General features: G+C 63.2%; 14 protein-coding genes. 2 read left to right on the top strand and 12 right to left on the bottom strand.

All coding sequences use genetic code 11. From position 1 onward, the window contains the following. Positions 1-55 precede the first annotated feature (55 nt). The 7 genes from A5686_RS23915 to A5686_RS23885 form a co-directional block, all read right to left on the bottom strand. On the bottom strand, positions 56-1303 hold the full coding sequence (locus tag A5686_RS23915) for a CaiB/BaiF CoA-transferase family protein (protein ID WP_067939478.1): 1248 nt from the start codon (positions 1301-1303) through the stop codon (positions 56-58). Next, positions 1300-3666, bottom strand: coding sequence for a CoA transferase (locus A5686_RS23910; protein WP_197520687.1), 2367 nt, complete (start codon positions 3664-3666; stop codon positions 1300-1302). The genes A5686_RS23915 and A5686_RS23910 overlap by 4 nt, the downstream gene beginning before the upstream one ends. A 109-nt stretch (positions 3667-3775) precedes the next feature. Continuing rightward, positions 3776-4987 (bottom strand): acyl-CoA dehydrogenase family protein, encoded by a 1212-nt coding sequence (locus tag A5686_RS23905; RefSeq protein WP_067939473.1) that lies wholly within the window; start codon positions 4985-4987, stop codon positions 3776-3778. A gap of 101 nt (positions 4988-5088) precedes the next feature. Continuing rightward, the gene (locus tag A5686_RS23900) at positions 5089-6159 is read right to left on the bottom strand and encodes an NAD(P)-dependent oxidoreductase (RefSeq protein ID WP_067939470.1); all 1071 of its coding nucleotides are present in this window, start codon (positions 6157-6159) and stop codon (positions 5089-5091) included. Positions 6160-6196: 37 nt separating this feature from the next. Then, positions 6197-7690, bottom strand: coding sequence for an aldehyde dehydrogenase family protein (locus A5686_RS23895; protein ID WP_067939468.1), 1494 nt, complete (start codon positions 7688-7690; stop codon positions 6197-6199). 67 nt (positions 7691-7757) lie between these two features. Then, positions 7758-8927 carry a hypothetical protein gene (locus A5686_RS23890; protein ID WP_067939465.1) on the bottom strand — a complete coding sequence of 390 codons (1170 nt, stop codon included), beginning with the start codon at positions 8925-8927 and terminating at the stop codon, positions 7758-7760. A gap of 2 nt (positions 8928-8929) precedes the next feature. Further along, a complete protein-coding gene (locus A5686_RS23885; protein WP_197520686.1) occupies positions 8930-9382 on the bottom strand; it encodes a Zn-ribbon domain-containing OB-fold protein in 453 nt (150 codons plus the stop codon). A 152-nt stretch (positions 9383-9534) separates the two neighbouring features. Between A5686_RS23885 and A5686_RS23880 the strand changes: the two genes are divergently transcribed. Further along, the gene (locus A5686_RS23880; RefSeq protein ID WP_197520685.1) at positions 9535-11052 is read left to right on the top strand and encodes a class I adenylate-forming enzyme family protein; all 1518 of its coding nucleotides are present in this window, start codon (positions 9535-9537) and stop codon (positions 11050-11052) included. Positions 11053-11085: 33 nt separating this feature from the next. Here the strand turns inward: A5686_RS23880 and A5686_RS23875 are convergent, their stop codons facing one another. From A5686_RS23875 to A5686_RS23860, 4 genes are all read right to left on the bottom strand, one after another. Continuing rightward, positions 11086-11718 carry a TetR/AcrR family transcriptional regulator gene (locus A5686_RS23875; RefSeq protein WP_156750217.1) on the bottom strand — a complete coding sequence of 211 codons (633 nt, stop codon included), beginning with the start codon at positions 11716-11718 and terminating at the stop codon, positions 11086-11088. 135 nt (positions 11719-11853) lie between these two features. Further along, positions 11854-12711 carry a mycofactocin-coupled SDR family oxidoreductase gene (locus A5686_RS23870; RefSeq protein ID WP_067939452.1) on the bottom strand — a complete coding sequence of 286 codons (858 nt, stop codon included), beginning with the start codon at positions 12709-12711 and terminating at the stop codon, positions 11854-11856. A 58-nt stretch (positions 12712-12769) separates the two neighbouring features. Beyond that, positions 12770-15361, bottom strand: a complete 2592-nt coding sequence (locus tag A5686_RS23865) for a CaiB/BaiF CoA-transferase family protein (RefSeq protein ID WP_197520684.1) — start codon at positions 15359-15361, stop codon at positions 12770-12772. Then, on the bottom strand, positions 15358-16560 hold the full coding sequence (locus tag A5686_RS23860; RefSeq protein ID WP_067939449.1) for an amidohydrolase family protein: 1203 nt from the start codon (positions 16558-16560) through the stop codon (positions 15358-15360). The genes A5686_RS23865 and A5686_RS23860 overlap by 4 nt, the downstream gene beginning before the upstream one ends. A 126-nt stretch (positions 16561-16686) precedes the next feature. Here A5686_RS23860 and A5686_RS23855 point away from each other — a divergent pair, with 126 nt between their 5' ends. Continuing rightward, a complete protein-coding gene (locus A5686_RS23855) occupies positions 16687-17553 on the top strand; it encodes an oxidoreductase (RefSeq protein WP_067939446.1) in 867 nt (288 codons plus the stop codon). A gap of 61 nt (positions 17554-17614) precedes the next feature. Here A5686_RS23855 and A5686_RS27475 read toward each other — a convergent pair whose 3' ends face one another. Then, positions 17615-17782: a hypothetical protein gene (locus A5686_RS27475; protein ID WP_156750216.1), complete on the bottom strand. Its 168-nt coding sequence runs from the start codon at positions 17780-17782 to the stop codon at positions 17615-17617. Between the last annotated feature and the right edge of the window lie 299 nt (positions 17783-18081).

Below are 18081 nucleotides of genomic sequence, written 5' to 3'. Positions count from 1 at the left end.
TCTATCTTTCAGCTGTAGGTTTTCTGCTGTCTCATGCGATGTGTCGTCGTGCGGGCTACGCGGATGCCGCGGTGTGAGCCGGTGCCGTGTGCACCACCCCGGCGGCGATCAATTCATCGATCTCGTCGTCTGAAAGTCCGTGCTCGCGGAGGACTTCGACCGTGTCGGCCCCCGTGGCTGCCGGCACGCGGCGCACCGGCTGGGTAAAGCCCGAGAACCGTACGGGACTGCCGATGGAGCGGACCTCTCCGACGCCGGGCATTTCGTAGCGCGCGATCAGCTCGTTGGCGTCGAGCTGCGAGTGCCGCCAAAGCTGGTCGAATTCGAGTACCGGGCCATAGGGGATCTCGCCGGCAAGCAGCTCCGTCCATTCGACCTCGGTGCGGGTGCGGATCACGTCCTGCACGGCGGCAATCGTGGCCACCCGGTGCTCGCAGCGCGCGGAGTTCGTGGTGAATCTGTCGTCAGCCGCGAGCTGGGGAGCCCCGGCCAGCTCGGCGAAGCGCGCCCAGTGCCAGTCGCTGTAGATGCAGAGCATCACGCGCCGATCGTCGCGCGTCGTAAACGCCTCGGCGGGCACGATCTGACCGTGCGCCGTGCCGAGCAGGGGCGGGTTCTGCTGGGTGAACTGGAACTCGGTCTCGCGCATAGTGAGCAGGCCGACCGCGGTCGAGAACAGCGACGCGTCGACGCGCTGGCCGACGCCCGTGCGCATCCGGTCATACAGCGCGGTGACGACTCCGAAGGCCGCCAGGCGACCCGATACGACATCGGTGATGGCCGCCCCGACCTTCGCGGGCCCACCCTCCGGCGTGCCGGTAATCCCGACCACTCCGCCGGCCGCCTGAGCGATCGGATCCATCGCCAGCCAGTCGCGCATCGGGCCCGTCTGCCCGAAGCCGGTGATGGAGGCATAGATCAGCCGTGGGTTGAGCGCGCGCAGGCTCTCGTAGTCCAGGCCGTGGCGCTCCCAGGTCCCGGGCCGCGCGTTCTCCATCACGACGTCGGCGGTGCTGGCCAGTTTCTTGATGAGCTCACGACCGCGCGGGTTGCGATAGTCGATGCTGACGAAGCGCTTGTTGCGCTGGCAGGCGAGGAAGAACGTGCTCCAGCCGCCCGGGAACGTAACGCCCATCCCGCGCTGCGGCTCGCCCGCAGGTGGCTCGATTTTCAGGATGTCGGCGCCGAGGTCGCCGAGCACCATTGAGGCGATCGGCCCGGCTGCCCAGTGCGTCAGATCGACGACCGTGATGTCTCGAAGCGGACCGGGCCGCTCGCGCGTGGTGTCTTTCAACTCGGTCATAAGGTCTCCTTGATCGCGAGGCTGAACGGGTCCAGTCCGTCGAACGCGCCGGATTGGGCCAACTCGGCGATCTGCTCGTGGTCGAACCCGAGCTCGTCGAGAACCTGGAGGGTGTGCTCGCCTAGATCGGGCGCGCGCATGGTCACCTCAGCTATCGCTGGCTGCGCATGCAGCGGCGAGCCGTACACCGGCACGAAGCCGATCAGATGATGGTCGAGCTCGACGACGACTTGGCGTGCGCACGAATGCGGATCGGTCATCAGCTCCTCGACGCCGTATGCCGGCGCTGCCGGAACCCCGGCCTCCTGCAGTTGCTTGGCGCCCTCGTCGGCAGGGCGCGTCCGGGTCCATGCGGAGATCAGCTCCTCGATGTCGTCGGCGACCTCGCGCCGGCGCGCGACATCGGTGCGGCCGGCGATCTCCGCAGGCGCTCCCACGATCGCGGCCAGTGCGGCCCACTCCCGCTCGTCCCGCACCGCGATGCTGATCCACGCGTCATCGCCAGCGCTCGGATACATGCCGTGAGGGAAGTGGACCCGGTGACCGTTACCGATCGGGCTGAGGTCGGTGCCGTCGAGCTGACGCGCGGCGAATAACGGGGCGATAGTCGCCGCGTGGACTTCGATCATCGACAAGTCGATGACCGTGCCTATCCCCCGCGTGCGAGCCCGGTGCAGTGCGGCCAGCAGAGCCACCGCCCCGAAGGAAGCAACCGTGATGTCGCCGAGGTTGAGCGCGACCATCCCAACCGGCGGTTCGCCCAGATAGCCGGCGAGCACGTCGAGCCCGCCGATGGACGTACTTTGCGGCGCGTAACCGGGCAAGGCTGCGTCGGGACCCTCTTGGCCGGCCATGCTGATCCGGAGCACGACGAGCTCAGGTCGAAGCCGATGCAGCTCGTCCATCGAAAAGCCAAGCCGTTCAAGGGATCCAGCGCCAATATTTTCCACCACGACGTCCGCATCCTGAACCAACCGCGTCAGCACCGACCGCCCCGCGTCGGACCGCAAGTCCAGCTGAACGCTGCGCTTGCCGCGATTGACGGCATTGAAGTGCGGCATCATATTCGGCGTTGCACCTGCGTCGCCTGCCTCGACATCTGCGATCAGCGGGAGGCCCTGGCGGGATGCGTCCAGATGAGTTCGGGACTCGACCTTGATCACGTCGGCCCCCATGTCGGCTAGGAACTGAGCGGCCATCGGCCCGCTCATCACCCAGCTGAGGTCGACGGCGCGCAGACCGGCGAGCGGCAGCGCGGAGTTGCCTGAGGCGCGCGCGGTGTTACATGCAGCCGGTGCACCCATCCGGGTGCGCGACGCGGGTCGGTCCAGGAACGGCAGGCCGGGCATATCGATCTTGTGCCCGTCGACGCTCACGGGGCGCAGGAAACCACGCTGCCGGAACTGCTCCGACTCGCGTAGGCCCTCGATGGTCTCCAAGGGCCCGAGCGGAATGCCCCGCTGCACGCTCATCGCACGCAACTCGTCTTTGGTGTAGTTCGCCAGCCACCCGGACACGAGCTCGTCGAGTTCGTCGGCATAAAGCTCACCGTTGCGGCGGCGGTCGGCGTAACGCGGATCCTTCGACCACTCTGGTTGGCCCATCGCGTCGAGGAGGCGCCTCCACTGGTGGCCGGCCAGGAACGCCAGGCAGACACGACCGTCCCTGCACGGCAGAACAGTGAACGGGTAGGGGTTGGGCTTACGGTGCCCGGCCCGTCGCGGCACCTCGCCGGAAAACAACGAGAGGCTGTACAGGCCGGTCATGTGGCTGGTGGCGAGTGCCTCATACTCGGCGACGTCAATCTGCGCGCCCCGTCCGCCGAGCAACGCCCCCAGCGCGCCGGCAAGTCCGGACAGCGCGGCCTGAAAGCTGGCGAGCATGAATGGCGGGACGATCGGCTCACGCCCGGGTTCCCCGACGTAAACGGCGGGACCGCCAAAGGCGCAGACGTTGAGCTCGTCGCCGCGGTATGCCGCGTAGGGCCCAGTGGTGCCGAACGGCGTGATCAGCAGCTGGACGCCGCCGTAAGGAGCTCCGCCACGACTACTCGAAAACGGTTCGCCCGCACCAGTTTCAGCCGAGGTGAGCAGGATGTCGGCGCTCGCGATCATTTCGTCGAGGCCTGCCCTGCCGTGGCCGCCGACCGTGACCGTGCGCTTGTCTCGGTCCCACGCAACGCTCATCGCGCGCTCGTCCACGAGCGGATGCACGCCGCTAATTGACGCCTCCGCAGTGAGCCCGGACTCGACGCGGACGACATCTGCGCCCATCACTGCGCAGATCGAGGCGGCCACCCTGATCGACGGCCGGCCGGCAAGCTCGACCACCCGCACTCCGTCAAGCAGGCTTGGGATAGCCACCCTATGACCCGTCCTCTCCGCACGTATCATGCGAGCCTAGCAGACCGACTGGACGGTCGAAAACGTAGTCCGTGCCGCACTTAGTACGACCAACCGGACGGTATCGCCGTCAGTTCGCCGCCGCGTATTTCCCCAGCTCGCGGCGGGCGACTGTCACGTTGTGCACCTCGTCGGGTCCGTCGGCTAAGCGCAGGCATCTGATAAGCGCGTACATGGCCGCCAGCGGGAAGTCGCCGCACAGGCCGCCCGAGCCGTGGACTTGGATTGCTCGGTCAATGACCTTGGCCGCGATTCGGGGTACGGCGACCTTGATCGCGGCGATCTCCGTTCGCGCTTGACGGTTGCCGGCGGTGTCAATCAGCCAGGCGGTCTTGAGGGTCAGTAGCCGGCCCATTTCGATCTCGGTCCGCGACTCGGCGATCCAGTCCATGATGTTCGCCCGCGAGGCGACCGGTGCGCCGAACGTCACCCGCTCGCAGGCCCGTCGGCACATCAGCTCCAACGCACGCTCGGCCGCACCCAGCGCCCGCATGCAGTGGTGGATGCGGCCCGGACCGAGCCGCGCCTGAGCGATGGCGAAGCCGGCGCCCTCCTCCGCGATGATGTTCTCAACCGGGACTCGCACGTTCTCGAACACGACTTCGCAGTGACTCTCCTGGTCGGCGTAGCCGAACACCGTCAGGTTGCGCAGCACCGTGACCCCCTGGGTATCACGCGGGACCAGGATCATGCTTTGCTGGCGGTGCGTCGGTGCGTCGGGATTGGTCTTACCCATCACGATGAACACGCGGCAATGAGGGTGCATTGCATTGGTGATCCACCACTTTCGTCCGTTGAGCAGGTACTCGCCCCCCTGCCGCTCGATGCGCATCCGGACATTCGTAGCGTCCGACGATGCGACGTCAGGCTCGGTCATCGCGAACGCGGACCGAATCTCGCCGTCCAGCAGCGGCCGAAGCCATCGCTCCTTTTGTTCGGCGGAGCCGAACTGCGTGAGGAGCTCCATGTTGCCGGTATCCGGCGCCGAGCAGTTGCACGCCTCCGACCCAATCGCGCTGCGGCCCATGATCTCTGCCAGAGGTGCGTATTCAATACAAGACAACCCCGCGCCGTACTCGGGGTCGGGGTGGAAGAGGTTCCACAGTCCCCGCCTGCGAGCCTCGGCCTTGAGCTCCTGCATGACCCCGGGTTGCGCATGGGGGTGTCCGGCTTCGCCGAGCTCCCGATGATAAGTCGCCTCGGCCGGGTACACGCACTCGTCCATGAAACCGGTAAGGCGTTCCAGCAAGTCCGCAGAACGACGGCTAACTTCGAAGTCCATGGCCCCTCCTTTGTCGACCGCCCCGGTACGAGACGTACGGCTCATACAAGCGGGTTGTGCCGGTTGGATCGAACCGGTCCATGGCGACGTGCCGACGCATGTCAGGACTTCGGCGCCGCGGGATCGCCCAAGTGTTCGCGCACGATCTCCCACGGATCCGCATACACGCCGGGAGCATCGCGGTACGCGGACCGGCGTTCGAGGACGTTGCGAACCAGCGGTGCAACGACTCGCAGCACATGACGCGCAGGACCGACTTTTCGACGGACCTCCGCCAAGATGTCGCCCCACGAATGGTTCTGGAATTGCAGCAATTCCTGCGCCGGGCCGGTGTCCATCCAGTCGGTGGCAAACCAGGCCGTCTCACTGTCGGGATCGCCCGGACGGCCCTCTGGAAGAACGTTGCCGATGCCGGCGGCAGCCGTCAGATCGTGCGTGGCGTCGGTGTAACGCAGCATGTGAGTGCCGTCGCCGCCAATGAGCAAGATCCTTCCCACGGCGTCCGCGGTGGTGGCTGCGGCGAATGCCTTTGCAACGTCCCGAACGTCGACGGTGTGGATGCGACCGTTCTTTGGTAGCGCGCTTTCGAACAGGAGAACGTCCCAACCGCTCACCATCGACACGAGCCGGGTGCTCACCACGCCGCCCAGTCGCAGTATCACCCAGTCGAGCGTCGACGTCCGAATAACCTGCTCGGCTTCGAGTTTCGTCGAGCCGTACACCTCGTTGGGCGCGGTGACGGTGTTCTCGTCCACCTTCTCCGGATGACGGAAGGGGTTGCGCGGGCCGTAGACGGCGACACTGGAAGCGTGCACGATGCGCGGCGGTTTGGGTAACGCCTGGGCCGCCGACACCAGCGCGCGAGTGATGTCGACGTTGACCTTGCGCCCGAGTGCCGGGTTACGGTAGATCGCGGGAGCGATCATGCCCACGAGGTGGATGATCGCTGACGGTGACGAGGCTCCCAGCAACTCGTCGAGCTGTGACTGGACGGTCAGGTCGGCCCACTTCACCTCGACGCCGGCGGGCAACTTCTTGGCCGCTTTGACGTACGCGGGCGTCTTTAGGTCGGTGGCCACCACCCGGCGACCTTCCGAGGCCAATTGCTCGATCGTCGCGGTACCAACAAGGCCGAACGCGCCGGTGACTAAAACTGGTCCCGCCCCGGTCACGAAAGACTCGCTTTCACAGTGATTTCGGCTGAGCGCATCAGCCGACCGGGTAATGCATGGTCTTGATCTCCATGTACTCGTCGGCTCCTGCGGAGCCGTGTTCGCGACCGATTCCCGATTGTTTGTATCCGCCGAAAGGCGCGGGCCCGATCGGTCCACCAAAGCTCTGGTCACCGCCGTTGATATGGATGTAGCCGGCTCGCAGCGCTCCGGCCACCTCGAAGGCCTTCACCGAGTCGCCGCTCCATACTGAGCCACCGAGACCGTAGGGTGTGTCGTTCGCGATTGCGATCGCCTCATCGGGCCCGTCGAACGGAATCATCACTCCCACGGGGCCGAATATCTCCTCTCTGGCGATCTTCATGTCGTTTGTGACATCGGTGAACAACGTCGGCTCGACGAAGAATCCGCGGTCCAGGTGTGCGGGTCGGCCGCCTCCGAAGGCCAGCGTCGCCCGTTCCGCGACGCCGGACTGGACGTAACCAAGCACACGATCGCGTTGACCGGCACTGATTAGGGGTCCCATCTCTGACGCGGGGTCTGCCGGGTCACCCACCTTCATCGCCTGGATCGCGTTCTTGATCCGGTCCGCGACCGCGTCGTAGACCGGCCGCTCCACGAGCAGCCGAGTTTGCAACACGCAACCTTGACCTGCGTGCACCGTGAATCCCATGACCAGCGACATCACCAGCATGGGATCGTCGATGTCCGCATCGGCGAAGACGATGTTGGGCGATTTGCCGCCCAACTCCAGCACTACGCGCTTGAGTGTGCCCGCGGCCTGCCGCATCACTTCCCGGCCAATGGCGTTGGAGCCTGTGAAAGAGACGACGGCCACATCGGGATGCTCAGTGAGCGCCCGCGCCTCGTCGATGCCACCGGTAACGACATTGAAGACACCCGGCGGAATATCAGCTTCCGCGGCCGCATCCGCCAGGATCAACGCCGAAAACGGCGTGTAGGGCGAGGGTTTGAGCACCATCGTGTTGCCGGTCGCCAAAGCTGGCCCAATCTTCCACATGTTCAAGAGAATTGGATAGTTGAACGGGGTGATCGCCCCGATCACGCCTGCCGGTTCCTTCCGTACCAGCGCCTGTCCCATTCCGGTCAGGCCCGCTTTCGGCGGCAATGGTTCGTCGAACTTGAGCTCCGCGGCTCGGTCCGCCCAAAAGTAGGCGAACCGAATAGCTTCTTCGACTTGACTGACCTCCCCGGCCATTCCCGCACAGCCGATTTCGTTCTTCAACAGGAACATCAGGTCATCACGCCGGGCGGCAACGGCATCGGCGAAACGGTGAAGAACTGCGGATCGTTCTTTGGGTGACATCTTCGGCCACGGTCCCCGGCCGTCGCCGAAAGCCTCCCGGGCGGCGTCGACGGCTCGAATGACGTCGTCTACAGACGATTCGTAAACCTCGCCTATGGGTTGTTCGGTTGCCGGATTGATAATCGTCGTGGCCCGCTCGCCGCTACCGTGGTCCCACGCTCCGTTCACGTAGGGTCTCCCGGGGCTCAATGACACGGTCGACATTTCGCTCCTCCCTTCTCCGTAATGCAAGCCCTATCCGGTCAGAAGCCATGAGGCATGGCCCGAATCGTCAGCACGCTTGCAGGACCATCGCGCTCGTCGGCAGGGCCGGCCCGGAGGTCACGACCATGGTGTTGACATCGGGGATTTGATTCACCGAGTTGCCGCGGATCTGCCGGACCGCTTCGACGATCCCGTTGAAGCCGTGCAGATAGCCCTCTCCGATCTGGCCGCCGTTCGGATTCACGGGATGCGCGCCACCTGGAGACGTGTGGCCCTCCGCGATGAAGTCAATTCCTTGCCCACGTCCGCAGAATCCGAGGGCTTCGAGTGACATCGGGATGAGTGGACTGAACGAGTCGTAGATGATGGCGGCGTCGAAGTCTCTCGCTGTCATACCGGTGTGCCGGTAGAGGTTCTCGGCGACGACGTCGAGATCCGGCACCCCGCTGATGTCAGGCGCATAGTAGTTCTGCATCAGAGTTGACCGGTGAGCCATTCCCCTGACCGCGCCGTGAATCTTGACCGGTGTTGCCTTCAGGTCGCGTGCACGCGTCGCCGTGGTCACCACGAACGCCGCGCCTCCATCGCTCTCCAAGCAGCAGTCATTAACGCGCAGAACCGGTTCGGCCACCCACTTGGATTCCTGGTGGCCCTCGAACGTCAGCGGCCGCCCGAAGAAACGAGCCGCGGGGTTGGTTTCCGCCCACTTTCGGGCTGACACCACGACATGCGCTAAATCGGCATTGGTCTTGCCGTAATCGTGAAGATAGCGATGAAAAGTCGGCGCCTCCCACCACGCCGGGGTGATGGAGCCGTAGGTAAAGACCTGGCGCAGCACAGCTTGGGTCGTGCCGGCGTCGGAGTCAGAGATTCCCTGCCCGAACCGCCGTCCTGAACGCAAGTTTTCTGCGCGATATATCACCACATGATCGGCCAGTCCCGTGCTCACCGCGAGCGCCGCGTCTTGGAAGGTCATACACGCGCCGCCCCCGCCCGCCAGCGTGATCGAAAACCATTTTAACTCAGGCAATCCGAGTAGTTGGGCGAGCAGGAATGGAGATGTCGGATCGGCCTCATATGTCACCAGACCGTCGACATCTCGCAGCGACAGTCCTGCGTCTGCAAGAGCCATCGAAACGGCCTTCATCGCCAAAGTCGACGACGACACCCCGGAATCCGTCGACATTTCGGTGATACCGATCCCTGCAACCACCACCTCGGTGTCAGAGCTCCGCATGGCTATGGTGGACCTCCGGCCGGAGCGAAAACCGGAACCATGACACCCGAATCGGCGGGCGCGAACTGCACCTCCACGCGCATGCCGAAATCAACCTGCGAAGGGTCGATACCGACGAGTCGGGAGAAATACCGCACCCCTTCATCGAGCTCGATCACGACGAACACGAGGTCTACGTCGACGAGAGCGGCGCTTGGACGACGCGGGATGGCATAGGTATAGACAAACCCACGCCCCCCAGTCGCGACAACATCGAATTCGCTTGCACCGCAGGCGTAGCACGCGTAGGCCGGCAGACTCCACCATGTCTCGCAGGCGCGACATCGCTGAAATGCCAATTGGCCATTGCTGGTGGCATCGAAGAAGAACTGGTTGATGTCGTCGACGCCGGGACCGATGAACTTCAGCGACCTGCCCACCGCCTCGGTACCTGCGGACTCAGAGCATGTCGTCACGGCGCCCTTCTTCGCTGGATAACACAGGTAGACGCTAATACAATTTTTGTATACGCGTCAATGGCTGGGCGAGCATCATGCAGAATGCCTACCGGGAACCGTGGATAGGAGAGGCACGCCGTGGGCAGGTGTGCGCGAAGGGAAGAGGCGCTATGTCTACCAGCCCTGCCGAGTCGGCCCATGACGCTGTGTCGATTCCGATCTGGCTACGTGAGCTGACCGCATCATTTGGGTCGAATTGCTGCGTTATCGCAGAATCCGGATCGTTGTCGTTCGCAGAACTCGATCGCTGCTCGGATGGCATCGCGCGAGGTCTACTCGCGCGCGGCATCGGCAAAGGCACTCGGGTCGGACTGTTGTTCGGCAACGGCACCGACTGGGTGGTGTGGTGGGCGGCCATCGAAAAGATTGGCGCTCTGTGTATTCCGTTGAGCACGTTCAGCCGGCCGGCCGAGCTCGCCCGGCTGGTGCGCCACTCCGATCTACACCTGCTGGTAGCCAGCCGCTCGTTCCTGGACCGCGACTTCGTCAAACTCGTGGCCGAGGCGTTGCCCGGCCTGGCTTCGGCGCAGGATCCCGAGCTGGCGCTCGCCGAAGCCCCCTACCTGCGCATGGTGGTGTTCGACGGCCCTGGGCCAGGATGGTCACGCGACGTCGATTGGATCGTCAGCGGGGGGCGGGACGGTCGCTGGCAGCTGATCCTCGATCAAGCACGATACGAGGTTCATCCCGAGGACGAAGCGCTCTGCATCTATACATCCGGACAAAGTGCCGACCCGAAAGGAGCGCTGTTCACCCACCGCGCGATCATCGACAAAACCCACTACCTGCGCGATATGTTCGGGTTCACCGAAGCCACGGTGACCGACGTGACGCTGCCGTTCTTTTGGGTCGGCGGACTCGTCATGGCGCTCTTCCCCACGATGGCTGCGGGTGGAGTAACACGCTGCACTGAGCGGTCGACGCTGGGCGCCAATGCCGTGATCCGGGACCGCGCAACCGGATCGGCATCCTCGGCTACCGCATTACCCGGAATGCAGCTGGTGCCCGCGTTGGGAATGACCGAAACTTTCGGGATGTATGCCTGGGGCACCGAGGTCCCTTCGGGACCGTATTCGATCGCGGCACCGCTCGACAGATTTCAGCCCGGATTCGAGGTCCGCCTCTCCGAAGCTGCCGACCAACGAGGTGCCCGCGAGCTCCTGGTTCGTGGCCCGACGCTGACCTCACGCTTGCACAAATTGTCTCGCGGTGCGGTGTTCGACGCCGACGGGTTCTATCGCACCGGCGATCTCGCAGTCCGCGATGACAATGGACGGTTGAGATTCGTCGGGCGATTGAACGACATCATCAAGACCTCCGGTGCCAACGTATCGCCGGTCGAGGTCGAACGCGAAATCAACATCATCGAAGGCGTCGAGATGGCCCACGTAGTCGGCCTGCCTGATGCGGATCGCGGTCAATTGGTGGCGGCGGCAGTAGTGCCAGTTACTGGCGTACATCTCACCGAGGCGTCGATCAAAGAGGCTTTACGTGAACGACTTTCGCCGTTCAAGGTACCCACGGTCATCGTGTTCCTTGAGTCTGCCGCTGACATCCCGATGACACCGGCATCGAAGGTCCGTAAACGGGAGCTCGTCGATCTGATCGAGAGGCTGCGCACGGAATAACCACCGACGAAGCAAGGGTGTTGGCGCCACTCCTTACAGGGGCGACACCACAAATTCGCGAATGAATTCGCGTGCGATAAAAGGATAATCGCGCTCCGAATCCCGGCCAGTGGGCAACAGCGCAAAGCCGGCCACGCATCGCGCGACCCACTCCACCGCCCGATCGATGTCTCGACTTCGGTCGATCTCGCCAGCCTTTTGCGCGAGCGCCATTCGAGGAGCCAAAACCTCTGCCAGCACGTCGATGATAACGGCCGACTCCTCGGCATGAATACGAAAGTAGAACGCGTTGGGATTGTCCACCGACCGCATCGTCGAACACCAAACCGTCAGCGCAGCAGCTACATTCCCCAAACTGTCCGGCAGGTCCTTACCCTCGGCCAGTGCGTCTTCGAAATCACGACGCATCAGGTCCACGGCTTTACTGCGGACAGCTTGGTGCAGCTCCTCGCTGGTCGGGAAGTTCTTATACAGGGTCGCACGCGACATACCAGCAATGCGCCCGACGTCCTCCATTGTGGTCTTGTCCCAGCCGATGGTCACGTAGCACCGTCGAGCTGCATCGACGATGCGGTCTCTGCGCGGTGAGTCGTCCGAAACCTGCGCGGCGCGAGATGTGAACACCTTGAAGCGACGGCCGAAGGTGGCGCCCTGTTGAGTGGTCATCAAACGCACCCGACCGGGCTACCGTGCCACACGGGATTATCGCCGTTCACAAACAGCCAGCGTAACAGCACGAGCGAGCTGCACCGACGACCCAAGACCGAGCGGCCGAGTTCAGTTCCGATTTCCCACATCGACTCACGGGAAGGTGTAATCGTGCAACTTGATCCAAGCGCCGAGATCGACTCGCATTTGCGTGCCGGTCACCGCGCGCGATTCGTCAGAGATGAGGTAGACCACAGCGTGTGCGACGTCCGAGACATCGATCCACGGGTCCGGAAACAGATTCAGCGCCGGCAGGACCGGGAGCGCATCCTCGAGCGTCGGTGACTCCAAATCGGGCCGGAATGACTTGTACAGCGGCTCATTGCGCATGATCGCCGTATCCACCGACGTCGGGTGCACCGCGTTCGCGCGGATCCGGCGCGGCGCCACCGCAAGCGCCAGTTCGTGGGTGTACGCGGCGAGCAGGCGCTTCGAGGCGACATAACCCAGGCCGCCGGCCCCGCCGTTGGGATCGGCTTTCAGGGCCGACGTGAACGCCGCATAAGAACCCGTGATCACGATCGACGAGCCGTCCTTCAGGAACGGATAGGCGGCGCTGACCGTGTTGAGCACGCCGACCAAGTTGACATCCACGGTGTCGTTGAACGATGCAGGGTCCGTGTTCCCCACTGCCATAATGCCGGCTTGTGCCACAACGCCGTCCAGGCCGCCGAACAATTCAAGACCCTCGCGCAAAACTTCGGCGACAGCCTGCTTGTCGCGTACGTCGCCCTTGACGAGATGGTGTTTTCCACCGGCGTCACTGATGAGGTCTCTCGTTTGGTCGAGTTCCGCCTCGGACGCCATTGGATACGGCACCGTCGGGATATTTTCGGCGATGTCGATGCCGATTATGTTGGCGCCCTCTTCGGCCAGACGAATGGCATGTGCACGCCCTTGGCCGCGCGCCACACCGGTTATGAAGACGACCTTGTCCTGCACTCGTCCCATGTCAATCTCCTGTTCGGTGGGTAGTGGAATCAGTTCTCTGATCCGCGAGGACTACGTATTACAAGACACCAGTCCGTAACAACTGTTCGACCTCCGCTGTGGTCAGCCCTAGTTGCCTTGGGTAGAAGCTGAAATTGTCTTCACCGTAGTTGGGACCGGAACGGCCGACGAAACCACCTATGTAGGAGGGAGTTTCACTGAAAGCAACCGGCAGCGTTCTGACCGGCCAAGTGCCGATCTCGGACTGTGGAACTTCTTCCAGCCACCCCAGGTGAGCGAGTTGCGGGTCGTTCTCACAACGATCCTGCGCCGTCTGACAGACCCCTGCCGGGAAGTGGCGGCGCGCGAGCGTGTGCATCAGCTCGTAACCGTCACACTCGGCGGTACATGCAGCGACGATCGCGTCAAGTTCGTCCTGATGTGCTAGGCGGTCGGCGAGTGTGCCGAACCGCGCGTCGGCCCCGAGTTCGGGTTTGTTGAACACCTCGATCAACGTCGTCCAGTGTTCGTCGCTGAAAGACGACAATGCGATCCAGCGGTCCACGCCGCGCGTCGGATAGATACCGTGCGGAGCGGCAGGCTTGTACGGGGAGCGATTTCCAGTCCGCTCATATACGCGTCCATTGACACTGTGGTCGAGTACCGCGGTGCCGGTCAGATAGATGCCGATCTCGATCTGGGAAGCGTCGATGTGGCAGCCGAGCCCGGTCGACTGTTTTCTGAACAACGCCGCCAACATCGCTGTGGCCATGTTGTAGGCACCGAACCAGTCGAGGTAGGAATAGCCGATACCAGCGGGAGGGAACGGCGCTGGCATGCCGGACATTTCGCTATTGCCGGCGAATGCGGCCGCGGTCGGACCGTAAGTCCGCATACCCTTGTAGCAGCCGTGCTCACCGGTGCCCGACTGCTGGACATAGATGATTCCGGGATTGATCTCCTTTAACCTCTGATAACCGAATCCCATACGCTCCATGGTGCCCGGTGAGAATCCCTCGATCACCATGTCGGCATCGGCGATCAGCCGCTCGAGAATTTGCTTGCCCTCATCTGATTTCAGATTCAGGCTCACGCCGAGCTTGCCCGAATTGATCTCCATGAACGCACCCGATTTGTTCGGCCCACGGTCCCCGGGCGGTACGGCAATCGGCCCCCGGGCCTTATCACGCTCGGCACGTCCGCCCTCAGGAGCAAAGCCGGCACCGAAACGCATTGTGTCCCATCGGCTGGAGTGTTCGACCTTGACAACTTCCGCGCCGTGCGCCGCGAGAAACCGGCCCGCACCGGCGCTGGCAAGCAGCCAGGACAAGTCGATGACGCGAACCCCCGCCAACGCGAATGGCTTTCCCAACGGGGACACCGCGGCTGCCCCCCGGTGGGCCGCATGGCTCGAGGGAAGTTCAGGTGCGCAGCGGGTAGAGATCTCTTCGAATACCTCCGCGGTGTGCTCACCGAGCATCGGTGGCCGAGTGTCCGATTGCCATGGCACCTCAGGGCAGTACCACCGGGCCCCGGTATAGGTGTAACTCTCGCCCAACTCGGGATGCTCGACAACCTTGAATGCCTCTCGCGCGCTGAAGTGCGGGTCGGTGACGTTCTCGTGTGGCGAACGGATTGGCGCCCAGGGCATGCCGACCTGTTGCGCCTCCTGCCAGATCTCCCGGTTGGCGAGGAACTGACCGATGAGGCGGTCGGTGACGTCGCCGATATGCTGGGCGACCACGGGTTGGGCGCGGTAGGCGTCGTCGAGGTACTTCGGATCGTCCAGGTCGGCCTGCATCCCGTGTCGCGCCAGCATGTCGACCAGAGCTTTGAAAAGCGCACTGCCACCGGGCAGGTAGGTCCGGTACGGCAGCAGCCAACGACCGTCTTTGGTCAGTGCCAGCGCCGGGACGGCCGCCGTCGGCATCGAATGCCGACATGTCTGCCGCAGGTTCGTAAGGCGTTGGTACACCCAGTTCGGCACATCGGTTTCGGTGTTCTTGCTGACCGAATCATGGATAGACACCGAAAGGTATTGTCCCCGGCCAGAAGATTGCCGATAGATCAATGCCGTGATGATCGCGATCGATGTCGTCTCGCCGGCAATGCAGTAAGCCTGCCACATCTGGGGCGCGATCGGAGGCGTGTCGTAGTGTCCTGACGGCTCGGGGTCGTAGCCACAGTTCATGGCCACGCCGCCCAGCGCGAGATGGACGAGGTCGCTGCCCGGATACTCGGCCCACGGTCCGTCGTCACCGAACGGCGATACCCGGCAGTAGATCAGTGCGGACGCATCGGCACGCAAGTCCGCCTGATGGAGACCACGGGTACGCATGTAGTCCGCTGATCGGGTGTGTACGAAAACGTCTGCATGGGACACCAAGTCCCGCATTCGCGCCTGATCTCCTGCGTCGTCGAGATCCAGAACAACGCTTCGTTTGCCGATATTGGAGTGCCAAAAATGAAGGCTCTGTTCGGGATTCTCGACGTCATCCTTGAAGGGCCCGTAAGTCCGGGTGACTTCGCCTCCCGGCGGTTCGACCTTGATCACATTCGCGCCGAGGCCGGCAAGCAGCTTGCCCACATATTCGGCGGTCTCGTCGGCAAGCTCGACAACGGTGACGCCGGCCAGGAAGCCCTCGGCTCCGGCTTGGGGATTAGGTGTCACTTCCAGCCCGACCGAGGGAAGCGGAACAGCGCTCTGGCGTTGTCCTCGGCGATTTTTCGTGCATCGCCGTCGGACACCGAGACCAGAACCTCCTGAGCACGTTTACGCGAATTCGGCCAGCTCGAATCGGAATGCGGATAGTCCACTTCGAGCAGCAGGCGGTCCACCCCGATTGCGTCGCGGTTCGCGAGACCGAACTCGTCGTCGATGAAGCAGCCGTAGAAGTGCTGCTTGAACAGATCGGAAGGCCGAGCTTCCTTATCGATCTTCTGGTACCAGCGGTGCCGCTCCCACACGTAGTCCGTGCGCTCGAGGATGTATGGAATCCATCCGATGCCGCCCTCGGCCAGCGAGATCTTCAGGTTGGGGTGACGTTGCAACGCACCGGATAGCAGCAGATCGACGGTGGTCCACATCAGATTGGTGCCGAAGAGCGTGATGGCCACCGCGAACGGGATATCCTCCTGCTCGCTGTGCTGGTCGTATTGATCTTGATCGTCGGTGGTGACCCCGCTCGCACCGAAGCTGTATCCCGGCAGGTACGTCGACGTGCCGAAGTGCATGCTCAGCGGCATGTCAGTGGCCTCAGCGGCACTCCACAGCGGGTCCCAGTATCGAGAATGCAGGGACGGCATACCCAGTGGCACTGGACTCTCGGGAAAACTGATCGTGCGGGCGCCTTTTGCTGCTGTCCGTTCCACTTCCGCAACAGCCAAATCGACGTCCCACGTCGGCACCATTACGACCGGAATGTAGCGGTCCGGCGCTGAGGCACACCATTCATCCAGAGAGAAGTCGTTCCACGCCCGTACGCATTCGAGTGCCAGCGTTTTGTCCTTGGCTTTATGGAACGTCGAACCCGAAAAGCCCGGGAATGAGGGAAAGCACAAGGCCGCCTGCACTCCATCCAAATCCATGTCCCTGGCGCGTTCCACTGAGTCGTAACAACCCGGAATCATGTCCTGGAATCTCATGGGCTCGAGCCCATATTCCTCATAAGGCCTGCCCGCCACCGCGTTCAAGCCGACCTGAGCATGCAGTTCACCCTCGTACGCCCAAAGATGGTGGCCTTGCTCGTCCTCGACGATCTTCGGCCCATCCTCCAAATACTTGGACGGCAGGCGATCCTGCCAAACACGCGGGTGCTCAATCAGGTGATCGTCCACCGACACGATCTGGACATCGTCTTGCAACGGCACCGCATGCTCCTCTATAGTAGACAAAGAGACGCGTTCTGTATTCGTGTCTACCACTCACTTCTAACCAAGTCAACAGCGCGTCGAGCCTCACCGCGCCCGTCAACTGCCGAAAGGAATGCTCGGGGCGTGACCAATTGGACCGCAGAGGATCTACCGTCATTCCTCGGACGCACCGTCGTCATCACCGGTGCCAACAGTGGCTTAGGCGCGGTGACGGCTCGCGAGTTGGCCCGGGCGGGCGCCAAAGTCATTATGGCCGTGCGTGATATAGACAAGGGCACGGCCGCCGCACAACAGATGACCGGCGACATCGAGGTGCGCGCACTCGATCTGCAGGATCTGTCGTCCGTCCGGAAGTTCGCCGAAGGTGTGGACGCGGCCGACGTCCTGGTCAACAATGCGGGCATCATGGCGGTGCCCTACTCGATGACGGTTGATGGCTTCGAAAGCCAGATCGGCACAAACCATTTCGGGCATTTTGCGCTAACGAACCTGCTACTGCCCAAGCTCAACGACCGAGTGGTAACGGTCTCCTCGATCACTCATTGGCGCGGGGGCATCGACCTTGATGACCTCAACTGGAAGAAACGAAAGTACGCCGGCTATCTCGCCTACGGCCAATCAAAACTCGCCAACCTGCTGTTTACGGGCGAGCTGCAACGCCGACTCGACGCTGCCGGTTCGCGGCTGCGTTCGATCGCGGCCCATCCCGGGTACTCGCAGACCAACTTGATGAGCACTTCTGGGCGCCGCCTCGGTGACGTGTTGACTGCGGCGACGAAACGGTTGTCCACCAGCGCCGACTTTGGTGCCCGGCAGACGTTGTACGCGGTGTCGCAGGATCTGCCGGGCGACACCTTCATCGGTCCACATTTCGTCATGGTGGGCCGCAGCCAGCCAGTCGGCCGCAGCCCGACGGCGCGAAACATCGCGACGGCTGCCGCGCTTTGGGACTTGTCGGAGCAACTTACGGGAACGAAATTTCCACTATGAGCGGTCACACTTGAGCTGGCAGTCCAATGGAATCGACAGTGCGCGTTGAACTCTCGGTCCGTCAAACGCCTTCATTGCGCTCATAACGCCACGGACCATCACTGACAAGGTAAAGCCGGTGGCGTGCGCCGGCGCGTTCGGGATCGCCGGCTTCGAAACCCTCGTCGCCGCGCCACAGGCAGATGTAACCGCTCTCCGTGCGGACCACATGGCTGTCGTACTGCTCCATCGGAGCGGCGTCGAGCCCCGTCCGCGCCGCGGCGACGCTGCGGTATCGCGCGATAGCCCATGCAGTGTCACCCAGGTGGGCGGGAGCAACTCGAGCCTTCGGCGACCGTGTTCGGCGAACGTGGTTGCCGGCGTCAACCAACGATGGTCGATGATCTCACCGCCGTCGACGACCACGTCAGCTCCCGAAACCGTGCCGAACGTTCACCTGCGGACCGGTCGAGCGCCGCGCTCGTGTCATCGGCCATTTTCCAGAGTATCCGTTCAGCCGTCGGCTAGCCGACGGTCGCCTCCGCTTCG

The organism is Mycobacterium sp. E2479, from assembly GCF_001667925.1.
GTDB lineage: Bacteria > Actinomycetota > Actinomycetes > Mycobacteriales > Mycobacteriaceae > Mycobacterium.
This window is presented reverse-complemented; position numbering and strand designations above follow the sequence as displayed.